This is a genomic window from Reinekea marina (assembly GCF_030409715.1).
Classification (GTDB): domain Bacteria; phylum Pseudomonadota; class Gammaproteobacteria; order Pseudomonadales; family Natronospirillaceae; genus Reinekea; species Reinekea marina.
Map to the genome: position 1 here is coordinate 871,672 of NZ_JAUFQI010000001.1, position 22,499 is coordinate 894,170.

Genomic DNA, 22,499 nt, shown 5'->3' on the forward strand with positions numbered 1-22,499 from the left:
ATGACACGAGAATATGACCTCATATTAATGGGGGCGACCAGCTTTGTAGGTCAAATAACCTATAGACGATTAGCTGAGTATATCCACCAAAAAGATCCAACCTTAACTTTTGCGATAGCGGGCCGCTCCACTGAAAAACTAGCTTCAGTGCAACGAGATGTGTCGCAACGGCTCAATCTGAAGCTCGATACCCCAATGATAACGGTTAACTCGATGAACGCAGCCGATATGAAGCGGGTTGCTCAGTCTGCGAAAGTTGTTATTTCTACCGTGGGGCCATTCGATCAATATGGTGAACAGTTAGTAAAAGCCTGTGCCGAAAATGGCACTCATTACTGCGATTTAACCGGTGAGCCTAACTTCATTGCTGATATGTTAGAGAGGTATGAAGCTACTGCCCAAAACAGTGGAGCCTGTATTGTTCATTGTTGTGGCTTTGACTCACTGCCTTCCGATTTAGGGGCTTATTATTTGCAGCAACAAGCAAAAGCACTCTTTGGTGAGCCGTGCCAAGAAATTGATATGCGGGTTAATCGCATGGCGGGCACGCTTTCTGGCGGCACCATGGCGAGTATGATTAATATCGTGAAAAAAGCCAAAGACGATAAAGCGCTGCGAAAAACGTTAATGAACCCATATGCATTGGCACCTGACCTGAAAAAAGTTAAGCAAAAGTTTTTTAACAAGGTTGTACAAGATAAGGTTAAACCGGGTTGGCTTGCTCCGTTTATGATGGCCAGCATTAACACCAAAATAGTGTTAAGAACCGCGATGCAACGCCCAGATTTATTTCCAGAAAATTTCCTATACAGCGAGGCCATGCACATGGGTGACGGGCCTGGTGGTAAAAAGCGAGCAAAACGGATGGCGCTAGGCTTAGGGGTCGTAGCCATAGGTGCCGCCATTGCGCCAGCGCGATGGGTACTAGAAAAGTTTGTACTGCCGAAGCCAGGCACCGGCCCTTCTGAACAAGCGCAGATTGATGGCTTTTTTACCATTGTGCATTACGGCACAACCGCCAAGGGTGAAAAAATTGCAGTAGAAGTACATGGTGATCAAGATCCTGGTTATGGATCTACCGCAAAAATGCTTACGCAAGCCGCGGTGGTGTTAGCCAAAGAATTGCCCAGTGACCAAGCCGGTGGTTTTTGGACACCGGCCGCTATTATGGCCGAGTCGCTTATTCCACGGCTAAGTACACACGCTGGCGTATCGATAAAAACCATCGATTAGGCGGGTTTGTCTAGCGACTCTTGTTCTGCATTCGAATTTGCACACACCGGCCTCATCATCAAAGCCGGCTGTGTGAGCTGCATTTATAGTTGAGCTGCTTTCAGATGCGACCCATTGGCAGCAGTGGCAGGGAAAAATGCCCGTTCTTTATAATCATGAATCCTTGCATTAATTATTTAAAATACAGGCACACTGGTACACCCTCAACTTGAGCAATTTCAATGGGCATGTCATACAGTGTTGATAGACAATCGCTGTTGATCACTTGTGCTGGTGAACCTGCTTTAAAGAGCTCGCCTTGCTTCAAGGCAATAATGTGGTCGCTGTAATAACTGGCGAAATTGATATCGTGCAATACCACGACGATACTTTTATCGAGCGCGTAGCACGCTTGCTTAAGGTGCTTCATAATGCTGCCACTGTGCTTCATATCGAGATTATTAAGTGGCTCGTCAAGGAAAAGGTAGGGCGTGTCTTGTGCCCATACCATGGCAATAAAGGCTCGTTGTCGTTGACCACCCGACAATTGATCGAGGTATCGGTCTTGAATGTCTGATAGCTGAAAATAGTGAATCGTTTCATTGATGACAACCCAATCTTCAGGCGAAGGGCGACCTCGGTGATAGGGAAAGCGACCAAAGCAGACTAAGTCCTTCACTGAAATTCGCGCGCCAATTTGGTTGTCTTGTTTTAGGTATGCCAACTGCTTGGCAAGCGTCTCCCTTGGTAAAGATTCTAACGATTGCCCATTAAAGCTGACCACGCCATTGGTTGCCTTTATTTGCGCGCTGGCCACTGATAATAATGACGATTTGCCAGCACCATTAGGACCAATGATTGAAGTGATGCCTTTATTGGGTATGTCGGTTGATAGTTTCGACAATACTTGAGTATCGCCATAGCGCAGTGAAATGTTGTCCAATCTAATCATGTTTTTTCTCTATACATTATCAGCGCCAAAAAGCATAAGCCGCCGAACAGTTCGATAATAATGCTTAATTGCATGCTAAAGTCGAAAACGTGTTGCAGTAAAAAATCGCCCACTACGAGAATGGCGATACCCAGTAAAGCCGCCATGGGTAAAAGCCAGCGGTGGTGGTAGCAAGGTGTTAATCGATAAGCCAAATGCGCCACGAGAAGTCCAAAGAATGTAATCGGCCCGACAAGAGCAGTGGATACGCTGATTAATACCGTGACAATCATGAGAATTTCTTTCGTCATTCTTGGAATGTTAATGCCCAAGTTGGTTGCACAATGGCGGCCGAGTAGCATCACATCCAACGTGGCGTGTTTTCGCCAAATATAAATTGAGCTGAATGTAATGACGCAAATGGAGATCACCAGCATAGTTGAGTCGATGCGACTAAAGCTTGCAAACAAATTGTCTTGTAACACCGTAAATTCCGTTGGGTCGAGCATCCGGAAAATTAAGCCGCTGGCGCTGCCAAATAGAATACCCAAGACGATACCGGCCAGTAATAAAAACTGTAGAGACTGCTGATTGCCTTTGAAAAATATTCGATAAAGTAGCGCCGTACACGCCACCATAGCACTGGTTTCTAGTAGCCATTTTAGGTAAGGGTTAAGCGTGTTGAAGCCAATCACGCCTAAGCTGACAACCAACAAAGCTTGAATGAGCCCGTACAATGAATCGAAACCCATGATGCCAGGCGTTAAGATTCGGTTTTCCGTCATGGTTTGAAACAGCACCGTAGAAATAGAAATCGCCGCACCCACTATAACCAGTGTGATGAGTTTTTTACTGCGATACTTAAGGGTGAATTCTAGGCTGGCTTTCATATCCCAGGTTAAGTAGAGAGCAAATGCGATGGCAAGTAATGCCAGCAGAATAGAAACCCTGACCACAGGCGATTGAAGCATCGAGCGGTTTGTTTGAAGTGTGTTATGCATTTTTTCGATTAGCTTTTATAAGAATGGTAAGGAAAATATTGCTTCCCACGACACCCATGATGACGCCGACAGGCATTTCATAAGGGAATCTAATTAAACGAGCAGTGATATCGCAGACCAGCACCAGACCAGCGCCCAATAAGGCAATCCACGGCAGCGATTTTTTAAGATTGTCGCCTATGATTGCACTGATTAGGTTAGGAATGACCAAGCCTAAAAACGGAATAACGCCGGCAATAACAACGGTGATGCCTGAGATTAATGAGACTATGAGAACGCCCCAGCTTAGATACCACTTATAATTGAGGCCTAGGTTTTGTGAATAACTTTTGCCGAGACCAACCAATGTGAATTGATTAGCCGTGATGTAGGCGAGTAGGCAAAGCCCAGCACTGATCCAAAGCAATTCGTAACGACCTTTAAGGATCATCGAAAAGTCACCTTGCACCCATGTCCATATGGCTTGAACCAGATCGTGTTGAAAGGCAATGAACATCACCACGGATGAAATGATGCCCCCATAAATGATGCCAACTAATGGAACAATAACATTTGAGCGTAGCTTGATGCGACTCAGCAAAAACAAAAAACTTGCAGAGCCAAACACGGAGAATAAGGAAGCAACGATCAGTTTTAAGGTCACACTGGTTTGAGGAGCAAAAATGATAAGCAGTAAAACACCTAGTGTCGCCCATTCAACGGTTCCTGTCGTGGTTGGCTCTACAAATTTATTACGCGCTAAGATTTGCATGATAACCCCCGCGACAGCGAGTGACATGCCAGTTAGAAGTACGGCAATTGTTCTGGGAATGCGCGTCTGAAACAGTAAGCTCCAATTGCTCTCTTGTGCAGTGATATCTATGACGCCGATAAATAAACTGGCTACCGCAAGCGCAGCAACCAGTAACAAGGCTAAACCGAATCGAATCATATGAGGCTTAATTCACTATGGCTTTATGTAACTGCGATACTGCTGAATCAACGGCTGTGAGCCCATAAGCCACCAAGTACCAAGACACGCCATCCACGTAGATAATATTTTGCTGCTTATGAACATCCATCGATTTAATGATGTCATTGTCTAGCAACGCTTGGGCGCTCCCTTGCGCAGTACCAATGGCGGCATCTCTATCGAGTACGATCAACCAGTCTGGGTCGGCGTCTTTAATGAACTCAAATGAAATGGGCTCGCCGTGAGTCGCTTCTTCCACATTGTCTACAGCTGGAATTAACCCTAAATCATCGTGAACCCAACCATAGCGAGAGCCAGGACCAAAGGCAGAAATTTTACCGCCCGAAGTTAGAACAAACAGTGCCTTCCCTGCATTCGGAGCAGCTTGCTGAATATCACGCACTTTAGCTTTAATAGCATCGAGCTTTACTTTCGCTTCGGCTTCTTTATCGACCATTTTCGCTAACGATTCGGTCATGCTGTAAAACTGCTGCAAGTAGTTTTCGCCCCAAACAGAAGAGTCAAAGGTGGGAGCAAACTCTGAAAACTGCTCTTTAAATGCTGCGGTTCTAGGTCCAAGTACAATGACATCGGGTTCAAGTGAGGCCGTCATTTCTACATCGGGTTCAAAAAAGCTGCCCACATTGGCGTATTGATCGTCTTTAAATTTTGATAAGTAGCCAATGGTATGGGGTTTTGTAACGCCGATAACTTTTACACCTAGGGTATCGAAGGTATCTAGTGGGGCAAGGCCAAAAGTAACGATTTTCTCAGGTGTTTTGTCCATTTCAAACTTACCTTGAGCGTCCACCAGTGTACCAGCAACGGCATAGGTCATAAGCGCAAAACAGCCTAAGATTAGGGCTTTCGGGTATTTAAGCATGGTAGCTTCCTTTTTGTGAGTTAAGCGGGATGCGTAATATATGAGAATGATTCTTGTTTGTAAATAAGAATTTATATTGTTTGATGAGTGGTTTGAGTGTCGGTTTTATTTACAATTAAGGTGTTAAAAAATGTTAAGGCGGTCACAGAACGCCTAGTTTTCGCAGGTTCAAGACATTGGCCTAGTTATTGCTGTGTTAAAGAGAAATGACCGAATTTAATTAAAAGGATGTAACCATGAAACTAAAGCTCTTCATAAGCGCCTTCTCTATGTTTCTTTTAATCGTAGGCTCTGCTCAGGCAAATCTTATGAAAGGAGAGGGTGGCACAAGTAAATCACTTGTATCGGTTTCTCAGAGCAAGAGTGATTCTGCTAAAGATATCTTAAGCTTACAGTCTAGTTCAGAGAGCAAGACGAATAAGCCTAGTATCTCTAAGGAGTCAGGCAGCAACCAAGGCGTTCTATTTTTTATGAACAGCCAAGTGAACGAAGGCGGTAAAATTCCTGAATTGCCTATCCAGCAAATTCAGTTCAATGATGACTTGGTTATTATTCCAGAGCCACAAGATGACATTGTTGCTGAAGTACCAGAGCCAGCTACTTTCGGGTTACTTGCTTTAGGCTTAACAGGTTTAGTGGCTTCGCGTCGTAAGCGTAGCGCTTAATCGCGTACCAAATTTTAAAAAAGGGCTCCCTAGAGCCCTTTTTTTTGCCTTTAAAAAAATAGACAAATACACTATTTAATTAAAAGATTCATTCGTTCTTGAATTGTTAAGCCCCTTTAGAATCAGTGTATTTTGCCGTTGACGAACTCATTCTGAGCGCCTAGTGTTACCGGGCTAATTTGTTTAAGGGACGCATCTTTATTTTATGAGAGCATTATCGTTGTCATTCGCAATGGCTTTTGTATGTTTGCAAATGCTTTCAATCGCTGGCGCAGATGAATCTGGACCAAGTTATACTTTTGGTGTGGGCATTGCGCCCATTTATGTAGAAGAGCGCGTTAAAAGTGATTACTTAATAGGTGGTCTTACGGTGCTTCCTATTCATACTCAAATATCAACGGGCTACACCCTCAATTCAGAGTATAGGATTGCACTGAAACTATCGAATGATTGGTATCTCGATGAGCAATCTAGGTTGGTTTCAAGCGGGTTATTGGCGGCAACGGTTCGCTATTCTCCAAATGACTTTCATAGTGTTTATATGCAGGCTGGCGCTGGTTTAGCGCTTAAAAATAGACTATCGACAGCAGAGATGAATCAAGGGTTTGGATTTCTATTGGGTGCAGGTAAGCTTTTAACTGGTAAAATTTCATTAGAGCTAACTATGCGACACCTTTCTTTTAATGAGCTGCAAGTTGATCCTAGCCCAGGAGTATCTGAAGATATTTCTTCATTACAGCTTAGTTTAGTGATGCTGACTTTTTAAGGAGCTTTTAAACATTGGATGTAAACTGCAAGCTGAGAATGGTTCGCCCACTTTGTTTATTATTAATCCTTTTTTCTTTTTACAGTTGCGCTTCACTTGGGTCAAAATCTAACAGTGACAAAGTAGCAAAACTGTCGGGTGAAGACTTCGTTTTGTCTTTAGCATCAGAATCTGTAGATTTTGTTCAGTTAAAGCAATCAAATGAAGCAGGTACATTAATGGCGCTCGTGCCATCGGCCGATAAAGCGATGATTACTAAATTGCATCAAGGGAATCGGAGCTTAACTCAGGTTTTGCAGGTGACAGACCCCAGTCGATCCATTGCTACCAGTTTGGCTAAGCATTACCAAAAAAACTATAATTTGCGGTTTGTTGCCAAAGGGACCATCAAAAATATTGACCCTGACTTTCTTCAGCGCGCCCTTAAAAAAGGGCGGTATGTTTTAGATATTAGGGTTATTGCGCTGAAGTTACTGCCAGATACTAGCCGCACTAGGTTTTACCCTATGGCGGCTTTACAGCTTTCTATTATTGATTCGCAAAAAGCCAAAATAATTGTAGAAGACACTTGTTCGTTCTCAGATCCTAATAGTCTTCAGCGTTTATCGGCTTTCTCAGCCGCCAATGGCAAACTGCTCAGCAGTTTTTTATTAAAGCATGCTAACGACTGTTTAAATTATTTCGCGATTGGCAAACCTATGCCAAACCAAACGTCGTTGCCTTCATCTTCAAAACCCACTAATACTGTAGCCTTTCAAAACAGGTCAAAAGGCGGGCTGTTCGATAGCCAAACTACTACCGCGACTTATCAATTAGGGGCATCTTACAAGTTGGCAAAAGATGCTTTTGATCAAGACTTAAATCTACAAGGGTATAATGTGAGTGGGCAGTGGGTTAAGCCCATGTCAGCCGATGCAGGGCTACTGTTTAAAATAGGAGTCGCTGCTTATCAACAGGAGTCATGGCCAAAATGGTCTAATGCCATTTATGTAGCCGATCTTGGTTTAGGTGCCTCATTTGAATCTAGAAAATTTAATAATGTGCATTATAGCTTGCTAGGCATAATGAAAATCGGTCAGTTTCGGCAAAAGCTCATTTCCATAAGCACCAACAGTTTAGGCATTGAAGGGCAAGTGGCGAAAGTCTTCTTTGATTCGATAGTGCTCTCAGCTCAATATGGCTTAGATAAGCATTTTGGACAAACCAAAGCCTCTAATGCATGGGGGCATACATTCGGCGTGTCGGCAGGCTTTAAGCATTGAGCTTTTTGTTAAAACCTATAGCGAATTGGTTTTAATCGCTCCCAATATCATGTCGATTTTATTTACACATCCGAGAGTCTATAACGCTGAAGTCCACCGCAGATGGGCAGTATTAAAGGGATTTCACTTGATGGCATATATTTTGCTTTGTGTGTGCAATTGACATATTAATATTTAGGGAACACAAAGTGAAATTGCTACCTGGCATTATAGCTCTACCATTATTTTCATTGTTTGTCGGTTCGGCGCACGCCTATTTAATTAGTGATGGGTCTGAAGTCGGTCAATTAGATACTTTTTTAGGTTCTGGGTTAACCAAAAATTCAAATCCAGAGACTGAAATAGCTGAGTTTGATAGTTTAGGACTGTCCTTAGAATATCAAGGGAATAAGACTGAGTCTGTTGAGCTTCATGCAGTTGTCGATGATGCCTTAGGTGAAGACTTTTGGGCGTTTTCACTTAGTTCTGGACCGGGGTATTACATAATTAAGAATGCCAATGGTAAAAAAACCGGTAAGAACGTGTTGTTGTTTGAAAATAACTCATCATACGATTGGGCTGTGGTTCGCTGGAGCGATCTTGAAGAAATTCAGGTAGGTGACGATTTAGTAGTTAGCCATGTCACAGAATTTAACAGTATTATTGAAGTGCCTGAACCAGCTACCTTTGGAATGTTAGCGTTAGGAGTAGCAGGGTTGTTAGGTGCACGTCGTAAACGAACTGCGTAATATTACAAGTTGCAAAAAGGGGCTCTAGATGAGCCCCTTTTTTATGCCAGTTTGAATGACAATACTATAAGCAACTTAGCGTATATTAATCGCACTTGGCTTTAAACATTGAGCTTTGCAACTAGATCTTTAGGAACACTTGGTCGGCCTCTTTCGTTTACGCCAGTACCTAATATTACAGCCTCTAAACACAGTGCATTGTCTCGCTTTCGGTATATCGATTGATTAAACTGAAACCGCACTCTGTCTTTCATCGAAAAGTTAATGCCTACATAGAACTCATCACCACTGGTGAGAGATTGTTTGTAATCTAACTCGGCTCGCACAACCACTAAGTTAAGCCCTTTTTTAGATAACTCTATAAAGTCTACTCCCTTTGATAATAAGAACTCATGGCGGGCATGCTCAAGATACTGTTGATATACCGCATTATTTACAATGCCTTGCGCATCGCATTCGTAATCGCGTACTTTAAAATGTTCTTGAAATTGAAAAGTCATAACTTGCTTCCTTTTTCTGAGCCTTCTTCTAAATCGTTTTGATTAAGTCGACTCGATAAACCTGCCCAGCGGTGAACTTGGTTGGTAATACCTTGCTTCCAAACCGCTGAACTGGCAACAAGCGTGAAAGCATTTTTGGCTCGTGTTAATCCTGTGTAAATTAGCTCTCGTGTTACAATAGCCGAAGCTGCATCGGGTAACACCATGGCGACGTGAGAGAATTCAGAGCCTTGTGTCTTGTGAATAGTCATGGCAAAAACTGTTTCGTGGCTTGGCAGTCGTCCTGGGGCTACCGCTCGATACCCTTCAAGTGACTCAAACCATACCATCAGTTGGCCACTTTCGTTCGGCCATACTAAGCCAATATCACCGTTGAATAATTTTAAACCATAGTGGTTTTGCGTCACCATAATCGGTTGCCCTTTGTAGAACGGTTGGCGATTGATATTCAATTGTTTGCTAATTGTTTCGTTGATTGCTTCAACGCCTTGTTCGCCTTCTCTGTGTGCACATAAAATTCTAAACTGCTTGAGTTGCAAGAAAGCATCGCTAAGGCTCCTTTGGCTTGGCAAGTCTCGGTAATATTCTGCGGTCCACTGTTTAAGGGCTTTATCAAGTGGTGTGCTTAGCCATTCTAAGTCGGTCTGTGTTTCAAATAACGTGATACCTGGTTGCGGTTGACCATTTAAAATGGCTTTCGCCAATTTACCAATGCCACTGCCGCCGTCGAATCGGCGGCTTCGTTTCAATTCGGTAAGATCATCCCTAAAGGTCGATGCTTGAGCGCTAATTTCAGAGGTTTCTATTCCAAACTGAGCTAAAGCTTTGACCCGTTCAGGACTATAACCAGGGTGCGGTCTTTCGATTAAATCGGTCAACACACTGCCCGCTGCCACCGAAGGGAGTTGATCGGCATCGCCTAAGAATATGACTTGTGTGGAGGGCTTTATCGCGCGCACCAATCGGGCCATCAGCGGCAAGTCAATCATGGATGCTTCGTCGATCAATAAAATATCGGCGTTTATCGGATTATTCTCATCATGTTTAAAGTGAATCGAATTAGGGATCACTCCTAATAGCCGGTGAATTGTCGTTGCTTCATCGGGAATGGCCTCACCGACAAACAAATCTAGAGACATGCTTTGTTTAGCTTCGCGAATAGATTCAGCTAAGCGTTGTGCTGCTTTCCCAGTGGGGGCGGCAAGCTGTATGAGTGGCATCGAGGGCGATATAGCCACCAATGTCGCTAAAATTCGAGTCACTGTATAGGTTTTTCCAGTACCTGGTCCGCCTGTAATTAGGCTCACCTGAGAGAATAAGGCGTTTATTGCAGCCGCTCGCTGCCAGTCGATCTCGGCTGACGGCGCAAAAAAATCATTGAGGTACTGTCGTGCAGTGGCTGCTTGTTTTGAATCTAAGGTAATGCGTTGATTGTGGCGCTTAAAGAAATTCAATACCTCCGTTTCAAACTGGAAATATCGACGTAGGTAAAGTCGTTGGTTGTGCAGAATTATAGGCGATTGGCTGTTTGGATCTAAATTGAATTCCGAAAGAGCGGCCATCCAATCATCGGTGGCTGGAAACGGTTGAAAGCCAAAAGATTCCATTTCATTAAAAGGCGATTCCTGTAAACAGTCTTTTAGCGACAAGCAGGTATGTCCCTGTTGCAATGCAAAACTGGTCGCTAATACCGATTGCATGAGTAATTGGCTGTTGGTGGCGTTGTGCCACTGGCAAACACGTTTGGCTAATGCGATATCAATGGGTTGAAACGGCATCGACTGATTGTTCATCATGATGCGGCTCCTTCGTGATTTTTTTGCTCAAACACGTCATCCAGCTGTTTTAAAGTAGCAAAAGACAATGGATCGAAATAAACACCTGTATTGCCTTGAGGGCTCATACCTCGTAAATACAAGTAGTAAACGCCACCAAAGTGTTGTTCAAAATTGTAATTTGGTAAACGCAACGCTAAATAACGGTGCAACGCTAAGGAGTAGAGTAAGTACTGAACATCGTAAAATGCATTTTGTACATTTTCTTTCATGGCATCATGAGAGTAGTCAGTTAGAGCGTCTCCTAAATGCGTTGACTTATAATCGGCGACATAGAATTTTCCTTGATGTTCAAAAATCAAATCAATAAATCCGTGCATCATTCCTTTGAGTTTATGGCGATCAGGCAGAGTTACTGGGTAACCACGACAAGCTGAAACAATGTTTGCGAGCTGTTGTACAGGCGCGCCGTGCATTGGAAAATAAAACTCACTTTCTCGCAACGTTTTATTTTTGGGCAGCTCGGCCAGAGACCCTCCTTGTGTTAGGGGAGTCTGAAGCATTTCTCGAAACCATCGTTCAAATTCGTCTTGGCTAAAAGTGTCAGCCAAACTGCTGTAGCGTTCCTTAGCTTGAATATAGAGAGCTTCTATATTGGGGTTTACAAAATCGGCATGTTCAAAGGCATCGTGTAGTAAATTGCCGGCTTCTGCGCCCTTGGTAAGTCGAAATCGTAGCGGTAAATCTTCTGGTCGCGTTTCAATCTTTTCAAGATCGTCTCTATCGGGGGTGCTATGCCCGCTGTGATTAACATGACGGGTCAGGGCAGAGAAAGAACTTAACCACCAGTCTCTTTCAATGCGGCCAAAGAATTCGCTTGCTGTAACGATAGGCGGTTGATCAATCTCGTTAATGTTGGCTGTTTCAATTTCTGATTCGCGAATCGTTAACATACTAGAATGCGGCTCAAGACACGCTTTTTGTTTTATTTCTTCTGGGTTAAATTCAGCGCATCGCAATGTATGCGCTATTGGTGAATCGGTAAAAGATTTGAATGGCGCCGTGCAAATGTAAAGCCGATTTATTGCGCGAGTGGCCGCAACGTAAAATAGACGAATTTGTTCGGCCTGTTCTTCCTCTTGAGCTAAGACTTTCTCATTATCGCTAGGATTGGCCGTTAAAATGGTCTTTAGTGAGTTTCTATCGTGCAGTCTTGATAGCGCCGGTGGGGTATTTCGCTTGCCAAAATAGCTGGCAAATGGAATAAATACAATCGGGTACTCGAGCCCTTTTGAGCCATGCATGGTGACAATTTTAATAAGGTTGTCATCACTTTCTAGGCGCAACTGCTGTTCAAATGCTGCGCTTTCTTGGTCTCTGGCCTGCTTAAACCAATGTAACAATGCATCGGGCGTTTTGTATTGGCTACTTTCTTTTTGCAGTAGCTCTGCCAAATGAATCATGTTTGTTAACTGTCTATCGGTATTGCTATTACTGGCTTTGAAATGGCTTTGTAGAATTGACAGCAACATGCTCATTAGCCCACGATGCTGCCAATCTTCACGCCATTGTTCAAATTTCAACTGCCATAGCGCCCATTGGTGCTCATTGTGCTGTATGTTATCCAGCTCTTTGGTGGATAACGCAATCCAGTGGCTCGCCAATGCTCGAATAAATAACCGGTCGTTTTCAAACTGCCAAATGCCAGACAGTAAATGAAATAAAGCCGTGGATTCAGCTGTGTGTAAAACATTGGTGCGAGCGCTGAGATAAACCGAAGTTAAGCCAGCGGCTTGTAATTTTTGTTGTAATAATTCCGCTTCAGAATAGCCACGAACGAGCAATGCGATGTCGCCTGGAAGCACATTTTTGTTGGCAATGTGAGTGCCTTGGATGAGGTTTACGATTTCGTTGACACACCAGTCGGCGATCACTTTTTGAAAGTCTTTAGGGACGCTCTTATTATTACTGGGTTCGATATTAACCCATTGAACTGGGCTGCGTGACGCACTGTCACTGGCTTCGGGTAACGCTTTCCCTTCTGGGGCGCGAACCTCGCGATATTCAATTCCAAATCCAAATGTTTGATCGGGCATCTCAGGTATGTCAGACAGAAAAATTTGATTACATCCGGCAATAACTGAAGGGCTGGATCGATAGTTTGTGTTCATTGTCCATCGGTGGTCTACCTGTTTACCCGCTTGTAAATAAGCGAATACGTCTCCGCCGCGAAAACCGTAAATAGCTTGCTTAGGATCGCCGATCATACAAATAAACGCGTCAGGGCTGTTCTTGTAAATTTGCTGCAATAAGGTGTACTGATCGGGGTCGGTATCTTGGAATTCATCTATCAATGCGGCAGGGAATTGCTCCTTAAGTGCTAACGATAAAGCTTCACCGTTTTCACCCAGTAGTCCTTGTTTCAACTGAATAATAAGGTCATTGAAATCGAGCTGGTCGAGTCTTACTTTATTTTTGTTGATGTGATCCTTTATGTAGTCGACACCCGATAGCGCTATAAGCAGTTGCTCAACTTTTTCATTGGTTTGCAGTGCGGTGACTAATGCAAGTGAATGAGGCAGAGCGGCGAGTTTCTTTTTAGCTTTAAAGCAGCGCAAGAACGTGTCTTTGGCAAAGTGAGCCTGCGCAGGGTCCAAGGCTTGCTCCGCTATGGCATTAAGCTGGGTAAAATCTTCAAGGTTTTGAGTTTTGGTTTCGGCTTTCGCCGTGCTTTTAGTAATGTTTAGAGTTTCGAAGGCCTGTTGCTCTTCAGGCCAGGCCTTTTTAAATGCATCTAATAATGGTTTTAACTCAACACGGTTGGGTTTAGGGATTTGATCTGTCGCGTTTATGGCGTTTTGCCAATATTTTATAAAACTCTCAGGGGTGGGCCATTGCTCATAGAGCGTTTCAAAGCGTGTATCTGCTTGGAATTCTCTGTAAAAATCTTGTGTGGCGGCTATGGTCAGTTCGCTTGAATCGGCTTCCATATTTGCGTTGAAACTGATACCGCTAAAAAAAGCGTGTTGAGTCAAAGCGCGTTTGCAAAAACCATGAATAGTATATATCGCGGCTTCATCGAGTTGTAAGATGGCCGTTTCTAATTTTAATTTGGCTTGGTGTTCTGACACCTTGGCACTTAATGCCCGTATGTCTTTATCGTCGCTGGTGGTCCAAGTGCTGTGGGTAAGCCTTAGAAAATGATTAAGACGATTACGCAGCTCGGCCGTGGCCGCTTTGGTAAAGGTCATTACCAGTATTTGATCAACGTTGAGATCTTTTTCGATTAATAAGCGAAGGTAAATGCGTAAGATGTTATGTGTTTTACCTGTACCGGCACTGGCCTCTATAAGGTGAGAGCCCTGTAATGGAATACAGGTGCTGTCTAATGTTTGCATTATAGCTCCTCACTTGTTGTAGGTTCGGCGGATTCTAGGTTCATACTGGTGATTTTAATGAGCTCACTATAAACATCATTTAGCTGTTGTTCGGTATCTTGGAAGTTAGGACATTCTTTCCAAAAGTGCGCAATGTAAGGGTCAAAGGCAAATCCTTGATCGTTGAAACTATGTTGCCAGCTGTCTTTGTAACTCTTTTCATTGAATTTATCACGGCACAGCATTAGCGCTAGATCGGCGTTGATAAACAAAGCTTGTTGTTGCCCTAGCTTAATGAATTCAAATAAAGCAGCTAACAGCGCTTTAGGAGGGTTTGGCAGTGCCGCGCATTCTATGACTTCATAGGTTTCTTTCGGTCCGCGGTAAACGCCGGTGCTGGTAGTGGGCGTTATGCAATTGGCGAGTAAGTGATGTAGCCACAATGTTGCAATATCTTTGCCTTTGCAGTTAGCTAAGCGCCAAAACAACAGTTGTTTATCTTCAGTTATAGGTAAACTCGCGCTTACCGTGATATTGCCTAATTCCATTGTGATAAAAGTTTCTTCAACGGTATGGGCTTTTAAATTTTGAAGCCGCTGTGCAAACGTAATTGCCTGCGCTTGCCAGTGCTCAATTTCTTGAGGCACTAAGGAGTGAGTAGGCAATTCACTCGACGCCAGTTTAACTTGATAAATGCTTGGTGATTCGTCGTCACTGCCTTTTATCGCTTTCGCAATGGTGTGTGCTTGTATCGAATATCGATCGAGGTGCGTTAAACTAAACGGCTCATTATCTTCTAAGGCATCATTGTTGTATTGCTGCAAATATAACCCTAAGCGTTGTTCACAGAAATACTTCGCTGGATGCGTGAAAAACCGGATCCATTCGCTTAGCTCCCATTCCTTTTTAAGATCGGCTTCAGGCAGTGGCGTATTGTCGTTGTGACTTTGAGATTGGTTGACGAGTGCAATCCAATTAGGATCGAACGATGCGAACCTGCCTTGGTAGTTGCGCCAGTGATAGGGCTGTAAGGGTAATTGGTGAATGTTTGAAGGTTGAAATTCATAACCTTTTTGCAGGTAGTCAAGTAACTCATCAAGCACTAGTGATGGCGGTAAAGGCTCGTTCTTATTGATATCAAACCCTTGATAACTTAAATAAAGCGATTGCCGTGCAGATAATAGGGCTTCTAAAAATAAATAACGATCGTCGCCTCGTCTTGAGCGATCGCCCAGCCGCGGTGGCGTTTGTGCCATGAGATCGAACCCCATTGGCGGACGCGTTCTTGGAAATTCTCCATCGTTTAAACCGAGTATCGCCACTACTTTAAAAGGAATTGAGCGCATGGGCACCATTGAACAAACGGTGATTTGCCCGGTCATAAATTGGCTGCCTGTTTGTTCTGCACTTGCGAAGGCGTTCTCTAGCACATTGCGTACGACACTTAATGGAATGAGCTCTTGGTCAAGATTAGCTTTGTTGGCAAACTCGGTAAAATCGTTGACGGCGCTGAGTATGTAGTAGTTACTGCGCGCGAAAGCATCATCACTGGAGAGTAATGCAATTTGAAGTTGCTCAAGTAAATAGTGTTGCCATTGAGAAGGGGTTCTGGCCTTTACGAGCTCGCTACGGGCGCTTTGCAGTTGCTCAATTATATGAACTAATCTCCCCAGCAGTAAGGCTTGCTCACCTTCGACATGAGGGAGCAAAACTGTGTCATTTACGTAGGTTATTTCATCGGCGTAAGCAAAACCTAGCAGCAGTCTGTCTAAACCTTGCTTCCAGGTAAAATGGTCAGTTTGGTCTCCGTTGACCCACTGCTCTTTATGCTCAGCATTAAGTCCCCAATGAATGTGCGCGTGCTCTAACCACTGTTGAATAATGGTGATATCGTTTGGGTTGAGCTCAAATTTATCGGCGATTGCGGGCACCCTTAACCAGCTCATCAGCTGATTAACTTCAAAGCGGGCATCGGGCAGCTGTAAAAGCTGCAAAAAGGCCGCGACGGTAGGGTCGGCATCTTTTAAATTTCGGTCGGCGATTGAGCAAGGTAGCGGAGGCACGGAGTCATCTAAATGAGCAAAGCTACGAGCAAATACGGCCTGAACAAAAGGTGCATAGTCTTCCACGTTGGGGCACATGACTAACACATCTTTTGGGGTAAGCTCCGGATCATTGTTAAACTGATGTAATAGCCAATCGTGTAATCCTTGCACCTCACGCAGTGCGCTGTGGCCGCTGGCAATGGTAATGCTGTCATCAACACATTCAGGCTTAGGCGCATTCCGTGCGTCTTCTAATGTTAAGATATCTCGCTGTAAATGGCCGAGAAAATTTTCGCAGGTGGGTTCACTAAAGGCAGGTACATCGATTTGTGCTTTTTCTGACAGCATGCGGACAAAGGTTTGGCCTTGGCGACCCAAGCTCGACAGCAATGGGTTGCCCACTTCACTATGTTGAGGTGCTTCAGTAGTCGATTCAGTATTAATCCATTTAGCACGTGCCTTAGCTTGTTGTTTTTCAGATACCAGTCCATCCCAGTAATCGTCGCTTGGGTTTAAATAGAGTAGGTGAATATCGACCTTGGCTTTGTCGGCGATGTCGGTTAAAAACTCTAACCAAATTGGCGCGAGCGCATTAATGCCAAACAAGTAAAAGTGGCTGGGCAGTGACCCTACGGGTTGCTCTATTTTTGCACTGGCGGCTTTCATGAGTCTCAATGGGTGATTGGGGTTTTGCGCAACAAGCTGCTGCCAAAGATACGCTTGCCAGTGGGGAGTTTCACCTGCTTCCCATTGCTCTATCCAATCGGGGCGGAACATTAGGTACTGTTCGAATACATCGGCTATCTGTTCGCTGAGCTGAAAGCGGCGATTGTCTTGTGCACTGAAGTGTTGTTTTTGCCAGTATCGAGTAGGCTCGCTCATCATGGGCTCATTGATGGTGAGGTCGCTGCCGAGTAATTTATAAATGCGCCAAGCTAAAATTTCACGGCTATATACGGAGCGGTCAGGTACCACATCTGGCCCGAGAATAGTTCGTATTAAATCCCAAAAATATCTAACGGGCAGTGGGTATTCGGCATTCATACACAGTTGTCGCTCGGGCAAGTTGGCGAGTGACATGCTTAACCAATGTTGCATACCAGGGTGCTGCACTAAAATGGTATCGGGTTGCAAGGTGTGTTCATGAGGTACTTTCAATAGCTGATCGAGCACCAACACAAGGTTTTCGAGCTTATTGGAAGGATAGGTATAAAGCATTTTGACACCCGCAACGTAAAACCAAAAGTGTACCATACGAGCAGAGCGTGTCACCGCCACAAAAGCGAGCCCACCTCCAAACTAAAAAAGTAGGAGCGTTCGAAGCAAAGCGAAGACGCGAATGTTTTAAGGTTTTACCCGCAGCCCAAAACACGCAGCCCGCATTCAACTATCGCTTCCGCAACGATTCATCCTTGAGCGGTCGCTGTTCGTGCATCCATGCACCGCTAAACTTCGCCTTCCTGGCTCAGATTCCCACTCAATGATAAATCGCCACGAAAACGAGCGCACCACCAAACCAAAAAGTAGGATCGTTCAAAGCAAAGCGAAGACGCGAATGTTTTAAGGTTTTACCCGCAGCCCAAAACACGCAGCCCGCAGCCCGCATTCATCTATCGCTTCCGCAACGATTCATCCTTGAGCGGTCGCTGTTCGTGCATCCATGCACCGCTAAACTTCGCCTTCCTGGCTCAGATTCCCACTCAATGATAAATCGCCACAAAAGCGAGCCCACCCCCAAACTAAAAAAGTAGGAGCGTTCAAAGCAAAGCGAAGACGCGAATGTTTTAAGGTTTTACCCGCAGCCAAAAACACGCAGCCCGCAGCCTTTTATTTTCTAAAAATAACCCTTCGTTTTTTGTTGCCAAATAATCTCAACTTGTTATTCTAAACATCGTTAGCTATTGCTAACTTTTTAACCAAACTTGTTTCGCGTTTATGGAGCGTCCACATGAAAAATATGCATCGGAATTTTAATGCATTGTGGCTGACCACTGAAAATGGTCAGGGCTCTGTATCGACTGAAAATAATTCAGCGAATACGCGATTCATTTAGCTGCCACGCTAAACCGAACCGCGAATAAAAGCGGTTTGGTGTCTAAGTTTTCCTACAAAACATTCGAAATACAAATCACTTTTATTTAGCGGTTCATTATTAATCTCAATTGGAGAAATAAAATGAACTTACTATTAGCTTTTGCACGAATAAAAGGTGTTTTCAATATTGTTCAACGCCCTCAAAAAAACATAGGCGATTTTAATGCGCATATGAGAAAAGATTTGGGGCTTTGCAATGTTCATCAAGAAACACAATCTCAAACCAATGCAACTACCCATTTGGAACTAGTTGGACACGGCATTCTTACGAGAGGACCCTAAGTCATAATAAATATAAGGTGGCCGCCACAAAAAAAAGGCCGCCACCTTTTTTAAAGGTTTAACACGCAGCCCGCAGCTCGCATTCATCTATCGCTTCCGCAACGATTCATCGTTGAGCGGTCGCTGTTCGTGCATCCATGCACCGATAAACTTCGCCTTTCTGGCTCAGGTTCCCAATTAATGATGAATCGCCACAAAAGCGAGCCCACCCCCAAACTAAAAAAGTAGGAGCGTTCAAAGCAAAGCGAAGACGCGAATGTTTTAAGGTTTTACCCGCAGCCCCAAACCCGCAGCCCGCAGCAATCTTTACCCCCAAACACCGTCCCTCCATTGCATTCCAAAAACTCAACCACCTACAATCTTGGCTTGCAGCTTGCAGCTTGCAGCTTGCAGCTTGCAGCTTGCAGCTTGCAGCTTGCAGCTTGCAGCTTGAAACTCGCATTTTCCACTACCCCCCCTTTTCAACCCTCGCTCAACCATCGGTTTGTTTAGGGGTTCTTTATACTGTTTTGGCTGGGCTAGGTTGAATCGAAGAAACGCTGTCTCGCATTGAAGCCATGCTCCACTAATAAAAATAACGATGGAGTGACAATATGAAATTATCTTTCCGCAGGCTGGCATTGGTTTGTTCGATGTCGGTCACCTTGGCCTTTACGGGCTGTTTTCCTGAGGACCATTACTTAGATCGTGATGTCCGTGACGATGTCTTTTATTTTGTGATGCCTGATCGCTTTGAAAATGGTGATTTAAGTAACGATTTAGGCGGCCTGAGTGGCGATAAAATGATCCATGGCTTTGATCTGTTTGATAAAGGTATGTATCACGGTGGTGATATGGCGGGGCTTGAGGCGCGCCTCGATTACCTTAAAGATTTAGGCATAACGGCCATTTGGATGACGCCAATTCTTAAAAACCAAGCTATGCAGGGCGATAGTGCGGCTTATCATGGCTATTGGACGCTTGATTTCACTCAAATTGATCCACACTTGGGCTCTAACGAAGATCTTCAGTCGCTCATCGATGCGGCACACGATCGTAATATGAAGGTGTTTTTTGACATCATTACCAACCATACGGCCGATGTTATTAAGTACGAAGAATGTCATAACCCGGATGGTACTAGTAATGGTGAACCCTGCAGTTACGTGTCACTTGAAGAAAAGGCGGCAGGCAATGGCTTAACGCCGTTTATTCCTGCGGGAATGGAAGATGCTAAAGTTCCTGCCTGGTTAAATGACCCGAAGTACTATAACAACCAAGGTGATTCTACTTTCTCGGGTGAGAACTCAGAGTATGGTGATTTCAGCGGTTTGGATGATATTGATACGCGTCAGCCAGAAGTAGTGGCGGGTATGATCGATATTTTCAAAAACATTGTTTCAGATTTTAAGCCGGACGGCTTTCGCATTGATACCGTTAAACACGTGAATCTTGAATTTTGGCAGGAATTTTCACCCGCAATTTTAGAGCATGCTCACAGTGAAGGGATTCCTAACTTCTTTATGTTTGGCGAAGTTTATGATGGCAACCCACAGTACTTAAGTACGTTTACGACGGTCGGTAAATTGCAATCGGTGTTGGATTTCGGCATTCAAGGTGCGGCCAGTTCTGTGTTTGCAGGTAATGGTGGCTCTCAAGCGCTTGCTGATTTATTTGCGCAAGACGATGTGTACACCGATGCCGATTCTGATGCGTCGCTTTTGATGAATTTTGGTGGCAATCACGATATGGGTCGCATTGGTATGTTTATTCAAAACAGCCAGCCTAATGCCAGCGAGGAAGAAAAGTTAGCTCGAGCTAAGTTATTTAATGCATTTATGTTTTTCGCGCGCGGTATTCCAGTGATTTACTATGGCGATGAACAAGGCTTTACCGGTGATGGTGGCGATAAAGATGCTCGGGAAGATATGTTCCCTTCTAGTGTTGCTTCTTACAATGACAATAATCTAATTGGTACTTCGGCCAGCGTGGCGGATGATAACTTCGACCCGTCTCATCCACTCTACGAATCAATCGCAAGTTATGCGGATATCTATAAGCAACATGACGGCCTGCGCTATGGCTCACATGTCAATCGCTATGCTGAAAGCGATGGCGGCTTGTATGCATTTTCTAGAATTGACGATCGAAGCAGAGAATACTTGGTTATTTTTAACGCGAGCAATACAGATCGCCTGCTTACACTTCAGGCCAGTGCTGCTAAGTATTTTCCAGTGGTCGGATCTGAGAAGTTAAAACGAGATAAAGCCGGAAACATTGAAGTTCATATAGGTGCGTTCGATTTCGCCATATACAAAGCCAATCAGGCTGCAAAAACATCACCTCGTTCTGAGTTTGACATTGTAGGTGCGGAGCCTGGTTCTGCAGTGGCTGGACGCGTTGATATTGCCTTAAGTTTGGCGCAGCCACTGTCTGTTCTGCCAACTTATGAAGCGAACTTTGAAGTGTCTTACGATCAAGGTCAAACCTTTCATCATTTAGCGACGGACAAAACAGCGCCATACCAACTGATGTGGCCAACGCAAGACCTAGCGGATGGCACTCAAGTGGTGTTGAAAGCGAGTTTAGATAATGGGCGGGGTAAGGTCACAACCAATGAAATATCTCTAGTCATTGATTCTCGAGTGCCCGAAACGGTAACGGTTGATTATGAAAATGGGAATGAACGCAGCCGCTTGTATGTTGCGAATCAACAAGGCACTTTGCAGGGTCCTATTGTTAATTCTGGCAATGGCTTTTCTTTTGCTTGGGATGAAAGCAGTGACCAAAATTTGCTGTATTTTGTTGATAAGTCGGGAGATCAATTTGAAATTGATGCGCCGATTTTAATTGACCGTGCAACCATTGTCAGATTGTCCACTGAAAATTCTGAAGGGCAGTTAGATGCGTCTATTTTCGTGAATAACCAAGGCGAGTTAAGTCAGTCCGATAATGATGTGGGTGGTGTTGCTGCTGAATTAAAACTGATCAGCGATGCTCCTGCGCCTTACGGCAGCGATCTAAACGTTCGAGGTGGCTTGAATAGCTGGGGAGCCGATGCGATGGCTTATGTGGGTAACCAAACCTATAAACTAACCCGTTTCGTAGAAAAAGGTGATGTTGAGTTTAAATTTGCCGACAGTAATTGGTCGCCTGTGAATATTGGCGGACCGGTCAGCCAAAATGGATTATTGCTTGGATCAAACCCTGGTAACCTTGTTCATCACTTTGATGAAGCGACGGCATATAGCTTCTATCTTGTCTCAACTGAGTACCAAGGCAGCCCAGTTATTTTGCACTTTATCGAAAAGGAGATCGGACCTGTCGGTGAAACCATTTTCATCAAAGGCGATATGAATGGCTGGAGTAACGAAAACCCATTTACCTATCTTGGTGGCGATCAATACCAAGCCAGTATGACGCTTGCGCCAGGGCAGTATGGCTTTAAATTGGCGAATGAAAGCTGGTCATGGGAGCGAGTCATTGCTGATGGTATTGTTGATTTGGATGTGGCTGAACCTGTTCAACCCACGGGAGCTAACATTAGCCTCACGTTAGATCAGCTTGCCGATGTCACCTTCACGTATGTGTTTGATGAGTCTTTGACGGTTACCGCTAAAATTGCTGGCGATTTAGAGCCAAGCTTTTCTGTTTATTTCCAAAAGCCCGCCCATTGGGGGGAGACTATTAACTTGTACCATTGGAATTCATCGCCAGCACCGGCCACTCAATGGCCAGGCGAGCCTATGATTTCTCTTGGTGATAGCTGGTATCAATACACCTTTGCCGATGGTGTTACTTCGGCCAACCTCATTTTTAATGATGGCTCGGGTAACCAAACGGCAGACTTGATGCGTGAAGCAGAAGGTTGCTATAGCCTTGATACCGGTTGGGTAGATTCTTGCAATCACCCTTAGTTGAATGTTCTAGCGCTGTATGATTTTTGAACGACAAGCCCGCTGAGCGGGCTTTTTTATTGCTGCTCTTATCAAAAATATCAGCTAGAATGATGGGACACTTTAATGAATTAAGTGCTTGTGGATACAA

Annotated in this window: 21 protein-coding genes; 8 read left to right on the forward strand and 13 right to left on the reverse strand. The window is 44.3% G+C overall.

Annotation, left to right across the window (positions count from 1 at the left end):
• On the forward strand, window positions 1-1,233 hold the full coding sequence (locus QWZ13_RS04590) for a saccharopine dehydrogenase family protein (protein WP_290280727.1): 1,233 nt from the start codon (window positions 1-3) through the stop codon (window positions 1,231-1,233).
• Window positions 1,234-1,405: 172 nt separating this feature from the next.
• Here QWZ13_RS04590 and QWZ13_RS04595 read toward each other — a convergent pair whose 3' ends face one another.
• From QWZ13_RS04595 to QWZ13_RS04610, 4 genes are read right to left on the reverse strand one after another with little or no spacing between them, the layout of a single operon-like run.
• The gene (locus QWZ13_RS04595; RefSeq protein WP_290280728.1) at window positions 1,406-2,164 is read right to left on the reverse strand and encodes an iron ABC transporter ATP-binding protein; all 759 of its coding nucleotides are present in this window, start codon (window positions 2,162-2,164) and stop codon (window positions 1,406-1,408) included.
• Window positions 2,161-3,144, reverse strand: a complete 984-nt coding sequence (locus QWZ13_RS04600; RefSeq protein ID WP_290280729.1) for an iron chelate uptake ABC transporter family permease subunit — start codon at window positions 3,142-3,144, stop codon at window positions 2,161-2,163. Before QWZ13_RS04600 ends, QWZ13_RS04595 begins: the two co-directional genes overlap by 4 nt.
• Window positions 3,137-4,075 carry an ABC transporter permease gene (locus tag QWZ13_RS04605; protein ID WP_290280731.1) on the reverse strand — a complete coding sequence of 313 codons (939 nt, stop codon included), beginning with the start codon at window positions 4,073-4,075 and terminating at the stop codon, window positions 3,137-3,139. Before QWZ13_RS04605 ends, QWZ13_RS04600 begins: the two co-directional genes overlap by 8 nt.
• Window positions 4,076-4,082: 7 nt before the next feature.
• The gene (locus QWZ13_RS04610) at window positions 4,083-4,979 is read right to left on the reverse strand and encodes a siderophore ABC transporter substrate-binding protein (RefSeq protein WP_290280732.1); all 897 of its coding nucleotides are present in this window, start codon (window positions 4,977-4,979) and stop codon (window positions 4,083-4,085) included.
• 236 nt (window positions 4,980-5,215) lie between these two features.
• Here QWZ13_RS04610 and QWZ13_RS04615 point away from each other — a divergent pair, with 236 nt between their 5' ends.
• From QWZ13_RS04615 to QWZ13_RS04635, 5 genes are all read left to right on the forward strand, one after another.
• A complete protein-coding gene (locus tag QWZ13_RS04615; protein ID WP_290280733.1) occupies window positions 5,216-5,644 on the forward strand; it encodes a PEP-CTERM sorting domain-containing protein in 429 nt (142 codons plus the stop codon).
• A 205-nt stretch (window positions 5,645-5,849) separates the two neighbouring features.
• On the forward strand, window positions 5,850-6,410 hold the full coding sequence (locus QWZ13_RS04620; protein WP_290280734.1) for a hypothetical protein: 561 nt from the start codon (window positions 5,850-5,852) through the stop codon (window positions 6,408-6,410).
• Between the two features lie 14 nt (window positions 6,411-6,424).
• Window positions 6,425-7,672: a hypothetical protein gene (locus QWZ13_RS04625; RefSeq protein WP_290280735.1), complete on the forward strand. Its 1,248-nt coding sequence runs from the start codon at window positions 6,425-6,427 to the stop codon at window positions 7,670-7,672.
• Complete coding sequence (locus QWZ13_RS04630; protein WP_290280736.1) at window positions 7,626-7,835, forward strand: hypothetical protein; 210 nt, start codon at window positions 7,626-7,628, stop codon at window positions 7,833-7,835. Before QWZ13_RS04625 ends, QWZ13_RS04630 begins: the two co-directional genes overlap by 47 nt.
• 25 nt (window positions 7,836-7,860) lie before the next feature.
• Window positions 7,861-8,400 (forward strand): PEP-CTERM sorting domain-containing protein, encoded by a 540-nt coding sequence (locus QWZ13_RS04635; RefSeq protein ID WP_290280737.1) that lies wholly within the window; start codon window positions 7,861-7,863, stop codon window positions 8,398-8,400.
• Between the two features lie 101 nt (window positions 8,401-8,501).
• Here QWZ13_RS04635 and QWZ13_RS04640 read toward each other — a convergent pair whose 3' ends face one another.
• The 4 genes from QWZ13_RS04640 to recC are packed head-to-tail and all read right to left on the reverse strand — an operon-like array spanning window position 8,502 to window position 17,375.
• The gene (locus tag QWZ13_RS04640) at window positions 8,502-8,900 is read right to left on the reverse strand and encodes an acyl-CoA thioesterase (protein ID WP_290280738.1); all 399 of its coding nucleotides are present in this window, start codon (window positions 8,898-8,900) and stop codon (window positions 8,502-8,504) included.
• On the reverse strand, window positions 8,897-10,696 hold the full coding sequence (gene recD / locus QWZ13_RS04645) for an exodeoxyribonuclease V subunit alpha (RefSeq protein WP_290280739.1): 1,800 nt from the start codon (window positions 10,694-10,696) through the stop codon (window positions 8,897-8,899). Before recD ends, QWZ13_RS04640 begins: the two co-directional genes overlap by 4 nt.
• Window positions 10,693-14,073, reverse strand: coding sequence for an exodeoxyribonuclease V subunit beta (recB, locus tag QWZ13_RS04650; RefSeq protein WP_290280740.1), 3,381 nt, complete (start codon window positions 14,071-14,073; stop codon window positions 10,693-10,695). The genes recD and recB overlap by 4 nt, the downstream gene beginning before the upstream one ends.
• A complete protein-coding gene (gene recC / locus QWZ13_RS04655) occupies window positions 14,073-17,375 on the reverse strand; it encodes an exodeoxyribonuclease V subunit gamma (protein ID WP_290280741.1) in 3,303 nt (1,100 codons plus the stop codon). Before recC ends, recB begins: the two co-directional genes overlap by 1 nt.
• Between recC and QWZ13_RS04660 the strand changes: the two genes are divergently transcribed.
• Entirely contained in the window at window positions 17,363-17,581 is a 219-nt protein-coding gene (locus QWZ13_RS04660; RefSeq protein WP_290280742.1) for a hypothetical protein, read from the forward strand. The genes recC and QWZ13_RS04660 overlap by 13 nt on opposite strands.
• Here the strand turns inward: QWZ13_RS04660 and QWZ13_RS04665 are convergent.
• The 4 genes from QWZ13_RS04665 to QWZ13_RS04680 all read right to left on the reverse strand — a co-directional run bounded on the left by QWZ13_RS04665 (window position 17,575) and on the right by QWZ13_RS04680 (window position 19,094).
• Window positions 17,575-17,703 (reverse strand): hypothetical protein, encoded by a 129-nt coding sequence (locus tag QWZ13_RS04665; protein WP_290280743.1) that lies wholly within the window; start codon window positions 17,701-17,703, stop codon window positions 17,575-17,577. The genes QWZ13_RS04660 and QWZ13_RS04665 overlap by 7 nt on opposite strands.
• A gap of 734 nt (window positions 17,704-18,437) precedes the next feature.
• Window positions 18,438-18,560, reverse strand: a complete 123-nt coding sequence (locus QWZ13_RS04670) for a hypothetical protein (protein ID WP_290280744.1) — start codon at window positions 18,558-18,560, stop codon at window positions 18,438-18,440.
• A gap of 19 nt (window positions 18,561-18,579) precedes the next feature.
• Entirely contained in the window at window positions 18,580-18,915 is a 336-nt protein-coding gene (locus QWZ13_RS04675) for a hypothetical protein (RefSeq protein ID WP_290280745.1), read from the reverse strand.
• Window positions 18,819-19,094 carry a hypothetical protein gene (locus QWZ13_RS04680; protein WP_290280746.1) on the reverse strand — a complete coding sequence of 92 codons (276 nt, stop codon included), beginning with the start codon at window positions 19,092-19,094 and terminating at the stop codon, window positions 18,819-18,821. Before QWZ13_RS04680 ends, QWZ13_RS04675 begins: the two co-directional genes overlap by 97 nt.
• On the opposite strand from QWZ13_RS04680, the gene QWZ13_RS04685 reads away from it, so the two are divergent.
• Entirely contained in the window at window positions 19,067-22,369 is a 3,303-nt protein-coding gene (locus tag QWZ13_RS04685) for an alpha-amylase family glycosyl hydrolase (RefSeq protein ID WP_290280747.1), read from the forward strand. The two genes, QWZ13_RS04680 and QWZ13_RS04685, sit on opposite strands and share 28 nt — an antisense overlap.
• Here QWZ13_RS04685 and QWZ13_RS04690 read toward each other — a convergent pair.
• Window positions 22,269-22,499, reverse strand: a complete 231-nt coding sequence (locus QWZ13_RS04690) for a hypothetical protein (protein ID WP_290280748.1) — start codon at window positions 22,497-22,499, stop codon at window positions 22,269-22,271. The genes QWZ13_RS04685 and QWZ13_RS04690 overlap by 101 nt on opposite strands.